Origin of the sequence: Sphingomonas ginsenosidivorax, assembly GCF_007995065.1 — a bacterium.
Taxonomy (GTDB): domain Bacteria; phylum Pseudomonadota; class Alphaproteobacteria; order Sphingomonadales; family Sphingomonadaceae; genus Sphingomonas; species Sphingomonas ginsenosidivorax.
The window spans coordinates 3,952,767-3,958,997 of record NZ_VOQR01000001.1 but is presented as its reverse complement, the minus strand read 5'-3'; the positions used below and the strand labels follow the sequence as shown (position 1 = coordinate 3,958,997).

The window sequence follows — 6,231 nt, the reverse complement described above, 5'->3', positions numbered from 1 at the left end:
CGATCGCATGCGCCAGGTCGGCGTCGGTATCCGCCCGTCCCTCGACCGCGTCCTTCCAGAACTTGCGGTCGTCGAGCCCGCCGCGGGCGTAGGCGAGGATGACCGGAAGCGTCATCTTGCCCTCGCGGAAATCGTCGCCGATGTCCTTGCCCATCGTGCCCGCATCGGAAACATAGTCGATCGCGTCGTCGACCAGCTGGAACGCGATGCCCAGGTTGCGGCCGTACGCGTCGAGCGCGGCTTCCTCCGCCTCGGATCGTTCCGCGACGACCGCGGCGATCCGGCAGGCGGCGGCGAACAGCGCGGCAGTTTCGCGACGATGATGTCGAGATAGCGTTCCTCGGCGATGTCGACCTGCCGCGCGGCGGTCAGCTGGTTGACCTCGCCCTCGGCGATGATCGCGCTGGTCGACGACAGGATCTTCAGCACCTTGAGGCTGCCGTCCTCGACCATCAGTTCGAAGCTGCGGCTGAACAGGAAGTCGCCGACCAGCACGCTTGCCGGGTTCCCCAGATCAGGTTGGCGGCACGCTTGCCGCGGCGCATGTCGCTGCCGTCGACGACGTCGTCGTGCAGCAGCGTCGCGGTGTGGATGAATTCGACCGCGGCCGCGAGGCGGTGGTGGCGAGAGCCCGTATAGCCGATCAGCCGTGCGCTCGCGAGCGTCAGCATCGGGCGCATCCGCTTGCCGCCGCCCGCGATCAGATGCCCTGCGAGTTCGGGAATCAGCGGGATGTCCGACTGCATGCGGCCGAGGATGACCGCGTTGACAGCGTTCATGTCGCCCGCGACCAGCTTGACCATCGGGTCTAGCGAGGGATCCGGCCGGTGGGATCGAGGCGGTGGATGGTGGCGCTCATCTGCCCCGAGCCTGTGGCCGCATCGCCCTCGCAAAGCAAGTCTTGCCGGGCGCGCCGGACGCCCGCAAAAGGCGCGCGACGTTGAAACGAAGGGTTCGCATGACCGACGACCTGCTGAGCGGATACCGCCAGAGCATCGACATATCGACGCGGCGCTGATCCACATGCTCGCGAGCGCTTCAAGGTGACGCAGGCGGTCGGCCGCCACAAGGCGACCCATGGCCTCCGCCGGCGGATTCCCGGCCGCGAGGAGCGCCAGATCGCGCGGCTGCGCCGGCTGGCGGAAGAAGCGCAGCTCGACCCCGAATTCTCGGAGAAGTTCCTGCGCTTCATCATCGACGAGGTGATCCGCCACCACGAGCGGCTGCAGGCCTGATGGGGTTCCTCCTCGCGATCGAGGGCGCCGACGGCGCGGGCAAGGCGACCGCGTCCGCGCTGGTGGTCGAGCAGTTGCTCGCCGCCGGGCGCAGCGCGTGCGTCATCTCGTTCCCGCGCTATACCGAGACGGTCGGCGGCTGGGCGCTGGGCGCGATGCTCGCGGGCACGCTGCCGCGGCCGGTGTCGCCCAAGGCGGCGGCGACGCTCTATGCGCTCGACCGGATGGAGTCGCGGGGCGTGCTGATGGCGGCGCTCGACGCGCACGAGGTCGTGGTGTTCGACCGCTATATCGCGTCGAACATGGCGTATCAGGCGGCCCAGGTGCCCGCGGACGAGGCGGGCGCGATGATGGAGTGGATCGCGGCCCTGGAGACCGGCGCGTTCGCGCTGCCCGCGCCCAATCTGTCGATCTATCTCGACACCCCGGCGGACATCGCCCGCGGGCTGATCCTCAAGAAGCGCAAGCGGTCGTACACCGACGATACGTTCGACGCGTACGAGGCCGATACTGGGCTGCAGGACCGCGTGCGGGCGAATTATGCGGCGATGACGCAGGGGCGCGTGCTGGGCGAATGGCTGCGCGTATCGACTGTCAAGAACGGCGCGTCTCGGCCACCGGCGGACATCGCCGCGGAGATCGTGGCGGCGCTGTAGTCCTTTCCTGTTCTGGAAGGGAAGGTGGCAGCCAGCAGCTGACGGAGGGGTGTCAGCCTATCGAGAGCGGGTCACCCCTCCGTCTGGCTGCGCCAGCCACCTCCCCTTGCAGGGGAGGATTGGTTCTTGCGCTCACCCCTGCCGGCTCACTCCCGCCTCGCGCACCGCGGCGATCGTCGGGTAGCCGTTCACCGCCATCAGCAGGTCAGCTTCCGCCAGAATGCAGCGCAGCACATGCGCCGCCCCGGCCTCGCCGTCGAGCGCGAGGCCATAGCTGTACGGCCGGCCGATCCCGACCGCCGTCGCGCCCATCGCCAGCGCCTTGACCACGTCGGTGCCGGACCGCACGCCCGAATCGAACAGCACCGGCGTGCTCCCCGACGCAGCCACCACGTCCGGCAACAGGTTGATCGCGGCGATCCCGCCATTGGCCTGCCGCCCGCCATGGTTCGAGCAATAGATCGCATCCGCGCCGAGGTCGATCGCGCGGCGCGCGTCGTCGCCGTGGCAGATGCCCTTCAGGATCAGCGGCAGCTTGGTCAACGAGCGCAACCATGGCATGTCGTCCCAGGTCAGCACGCGCCCGAACAGCCCGGCCCAGGCGCGGACCGCCGCGGGCCCGTCCTGCTCCGGCGGCACGGCAAGCAGCGACCGGAACACGGAGTCGCTGAAATAGTTGGTGAGCACATGCCCGCGCAGCTGCGGGAAATTGCCGGTATTCAGGTCGCGCGGCCGCCATCCGGTCACCCAGGTGTCGAGCGTGACGACGATACCCTTGTAGCCCGCCGCCTCCGCGCGGCGGACGAGGCTTTCGGTCAGCGCCTCGTTCTTGGGGGTATAGAGCTGGAAGAACCCCGGCGTGTCGCCGCAGGCCGCCGCGACCGACTCGAGCGGATCGTTTGACAGCGTCGACGCCATCAGCGGCACGCCGGTCGAAGCGGAGGCACGCGCGGCGGCGAGGTCGCCATGCCCGTCCTGCATGCACATCCCGGTGACGCCGATCGGCGCCATGAACACCGGGCTCGGCAGGCGCATCCCGAACAGGTCGATCGACAGGTCGCGCTGGCGGCAGTCGACCATCATCCGCGGCGTCAGCCCCCAGTGCCGGAACGCATCGGCATTGTGCCGCTGCGTATGCTCGTCGCCGCATCCGCCCTGGACATAGGTGCGCACCGATGGCGGCAACGCGGCACAGGCCTGCGCCTCGAGCGTCGCGAAATCGACCGGCACCCTGGGCAGCACCCCACCGAGTGCCGCGCCGTAGAGGAGATTCTGGTAGTCGCCGTACTGGGGCATGGACCGCTCGCTGCTCGTGATGCGCCGACCCTATCACCGAGCGGCAAAGCGGAACCATTGCTCCCCCGCATTATTTTGTCGTGCGCCCGCGCGGTGCCGACGATATAGCGCCCCGCAATCCTGTCGGCATGCCGCCGGCCATCCCCAATCCGGAATCTGCGTTCATGACCGTGACGACTCGCCCGCCCGTGCTGATCCCCGACAACGTCGCCTTCATGTCGGCGGCCGTGACCTGGGTGCGGCACTGGAACGAACATCTGTTCAGCTTCGCGATCGAGCGGCCGGCATCGGTGCGGTTCCGTTCGGGCGAGTTCGTGATGATCGGGCTGCCGGGCGACACCAAGCCGCTGATGCGCGCCTATTCGATCGCGAGCCCGGCCTATGCCGACGAACTCGAATTCCTGTCGATCAAGGTCGCCGACGGCCCGCTGACCTCGCGGCTGCAGCAGATCCAGACCGGCGACCAGGTCTATCTGGGCAAAAAGCCGACCGGCACGCTCGTGTGCGACGCGCTGCTGCCGGGCAGCCGGCTGTTCCTGCTCGCGACCGGCACCGGGCTTGCCCCGTTCCTCAGCCTGCTGCGCGATCCCGACGTCTATGCGCGGTTCGACCAGATCGTGCTGGTCCACAGCGTCCGCCGCGTCAGCGACTTGGCTTATTACGAAGAACTCGAGTCGCAGCTGGCCGAGGATCCGCTGATCGCCGACGAGGCCAAGGCACAGTTCGTCTACGTGCCGACCGTCACGCAGGAACAGTTCCGCAACCACAAGCGGATCGGCGCGCTAATCGACGACGGCACGGTGTTCGCCGCGCCGCTGAAAGGCCCCGCCAAGCTCGACCCCGCGACCGACCGCGTGATGCTGTGCGGCAGCAACGCGATGATCCGCGACTTTGCCGAACTGCTCGAGGCGACCGGCTTTACCGAAGGTTCGAACGCCAATCCGGGCGATTTCGTGATCGAGCGCGCATTCGTCGGCTAGGGGCTAGACCCCGGCGGCGGGGAGCACCGCGTTCAGCAACTCGATCACGTCCGCGACCCGCGCTGCGATGACCAGTTCCGTACTGTCGTCGAGAATGTCGAGTGCGCGGACGAGATGGTCGCGCGCCACGACGAGGCTGTTCGGCTTGGGAAAAGTCTGCATACACGTCTCGATGTGCGAAAAGGCTGGAAGCCGATCGGACGCGTATATCGCCGAGATTTAACCTATGTTAGATTGAATCGTACCGCGAACGACCGCTCAGATCTCCGCCATCACGCCTTGGTAGATCGGTTCCTCCATCGCCCGGCCCGCGCCGATCGCGACGCAGGTCAGCGCATTCTCCGCGACGATCACGGGCAGGCCGGTCGCCACCGACAGCACCTCGTCGATCCGCGCCAGCAGCGCGCCGCCGCCCGTCATGACGATGCCCTGGTCGACGATGTCGGCAGCCAGTTCGGGTTCGGTCATCTCGAGCGCGTTGAGCACGGTCTCGACGATCTGCCCGACCAGGTCGGCGAGCGAGGCGGCGATGTCGGCCTGGCTCACCTCGATCTCGGTCGGCACGCCGGCGCGCAGGTCGCGGCCCTTGACGCGCATTACCTTGCCCAGCCCGTCCTCGGGCATCATCGCGGTGCCGATCTCGAGCTTGATCCGCTCGGCGGTCGCCTCGCCGATCATCAGATTGTATTTGCGGCGGATCGCCGATGCGATCGCATCGTCCATCTTGTCGCCGCCGACCCGCGCCGAATTGCTGTAGGCGAGCCCGCGCAGCGACAGCACCGCGACCTCGGTAGTGCCGCCGCCGATATCGACCACCATCGCGCCGACCGGCTCGGTCACGGGCAGGCCCGCGCCGATCGCCGCCGCCATCGGCTCCTCGATCAGATACACCTTCTTGGCCCCGGCGCTCGTCGCGGCCTGGCGGATCGCGCGACGCTCGACCGGAGTCGCGCCCGACGGGATGCAGATCGCGATCTCTGGGTGGCGCGGCAGCCGGCTGGGGCCGCCATGCGCCTTGTCGATGAACACCTTGATCATCTGTTCGGCGACGTCGAGGTCGGCGATCACGCCGTCGCGCATCGGCCGGATCGTCTTGATGCCCTCGGGCGTCTTGCCCATCATCAGCTTGGCCTCGGCGCCGACCGCCCGCACGTGCTCGACACCGTCGCGGGTCTCGATCGCCACCACCGACGGCTCGTTCAGCACGATCCCCTGCCCGCGCAGATAGACCACGGTGTTCACGGTGCCGAGATCGATCGCCATATCGTTGGAAGGCAGGCCGAACAGGCGAGGAAAGCGCATCGATTGAACTACCCGGTAAGGCTTCGCACGGACGTCGGCGAAGCGCGCGATCTTGATCCCGTATTCCCGACGGGCGTCAACCCGTGTGCGCCCGGGCGAGCGCTAACGACCGTTCGTCAGAGCTGCCGATTCGTCAGATACGTTCCCGCAGCTCGATCTCACCTTCGACCTCGATCTCGTCCTCGTCGTCGCCCGCGTCCTCGGGAATCGTGAAGTCGGCCTGCCAGTCATAGACCTTCTCCGCGCCGCCATCGACCCAGACGCGGACCGCACCCTTGGTGATCTCGCCGCCCATCTGGCCGACGAAATCGGCGACCAGGGATTCGGCGGCCTCCTCGTGGTCCGTCGCGCCCGAGATGCTCGCGGCCTCGATCTCTTCGTCCAGCTCGATCAGCTGGGCCCAGAACTGCTTTGCCATGTGTCGCTCCTTTGCGTGTCGCCCTGCCGCGTGGCGGCCGGTTTGCCAAGACGGGTGTGTGCGGTCAGCACAGGCTCACGATCGGATGCTGTGCGCGGACGCGGTCGACCAGCGTCTCGACCGCGTCGATATCGTCGAACGCGCCCGACGGCGTCACCGACCAGTTACAGTGCGGGTGCGTGGCGAGCGGATAAACCTTCACCTCGCCCAGCACGAGCCGCCACCGCCGGCGGTCGCCGCCATGGTCGCGCAGCAAGGTGGTGATGAGCAGGGACTGGAGATCGGACGCGGTCATCGCGGCGCCTTAGCGGCAAAGACCCGGGGGATCATCCTCTGATCGGGCC

The 6,231-nt window shown here is 67.8% G+C and carries 7 protein-coding genes and 2 pseudogenes; 3 read left to right on the top strand and 6 right to left on the bottom strand.

The annotated features are described in order from the left end of the window. A pseudogene (locus tag FSB78_RS18165) lies at positions 1-671 on the bottom strand (polyprenyl synthetase family protein); the annotation flags it as partial. A gap of 287 nt (positions 672-958) precedes the next feature. On the opposite strand from FSB78_RS18165, the pseudogene FSB78_RS18160 reads away from it, so the two are divergent. Both FSB78_RS18160 and FSB78_RS18155 read left to right on the top strand, forming a co-directional pair. Beyond that, positions 959-1,235: pseudogene (locus FSB78_RS18160) on the top strand (chorismate mutase). Beyond that, a complete protein-coding gene (locus tag FSB78_RS18155) occupies positions 1,235-1,891 on the top strand; it encodes a nucleoside/nucleotide kinase family protein (protein WP_147078888.1) in 657 nt (218 codons plus the stop codon). The pseudogene FSB78_RS18160 and the gene FSB78_RS18155 overlap by 1 nt, the downstream one beginning before the upstream one ends. A gap of 132 nt (positions 1,892-2,023) precedes the next feature. Here the strand turns inward: FSB78_RS18155 and FSB78_RS18150 are convergent, their stop codons facing one another. Further along, positions 2,024-3,187, bottom strand: a complete 1,164-nt coding sequence (locus FSB78_RS18150) for an alpha-hydroxy-acid oxidizing protein (RefSeq protein WP_147078886.1) — start codon at positions 3,185-3,187, stop codon at positions 2,024-2,026. A gap of 164 nt (positions 3,188-3,351) precedes the next feature. On the opposite strand from FSB78_RS18150, the gene FSB78_RS18145 reads away from it, so the two are divergent. Further along, positions 3,352-4,167, top strand: a complete 816-nt coding sequence (locus FSB78_RS18145; RefSeq protein WP_147078884.1) for a ferredoxin--NADP reductase — start codon at positions 3,352-3,354, stop codon at positions 4,165-4,167. 3 nt (positions 4,168-4,170) lie between these two features. On the opposite strand, the gene FSB78_RS19170 is transcribed toward FSB78_RS18145, so the two are convergent. From FSB78_RS19170 to FSB78_RS18130, 4 genes are all read right to left on the bottom strand, one after another. After that, positions 4,171-4,329: a hypothetical protein gene (locus FSB78_RS19170; RefSeq protein WP_158637931.1), complete on the bottom strand. Its 159-nt coding sequence runs from the start codon at positions 4,327-4,329 to the stop codon at positions 4,171-4,173. A 96-nt stretch (positions 4,330-4,425) separates the two neighbouring features. After that, the gene (locus FSB78_RS18140; RefSeq protein ID WP_147078882.1) at positions 4,426-5,469 is read right to left on the bottom strand and encodes a rod shape-determining protein; all 1,044 of its coding nucleotides are present in this window, start codon (positions 5,467-5,469) and stop codon (positions 4,426-4,428) included. Positions 5,470-5,602: 133 nt separating this feature from the next. Beyond that, the gene (locus FSB78_RS18135; RefSeq protein WP_147078880.1) at positions 5,603-5,887 is read right to left on the bottom strand and encodes a hypothetical protein; all 285 of its coding nucleotides are present in this window, start codon (positions 5,885-5,887) and stop codon (positions 5,603-5,605) included. A 64-nt stretch (positions 5,888-5,951) separates the two neighbouring features. Then, positions 5,952-6,182 (bottom strand): hypothetical protein, encoded by a 231-nt coding sequence (locus FSB78_RS18130; RefSeq protein ID WP_147078878.1) that lies wholly within the window; start codon positions 6,180-6,182, stop codon positions 5,952-5,954. Positions 6,183-6,231 lie beyond the last annotated feature (49 nt).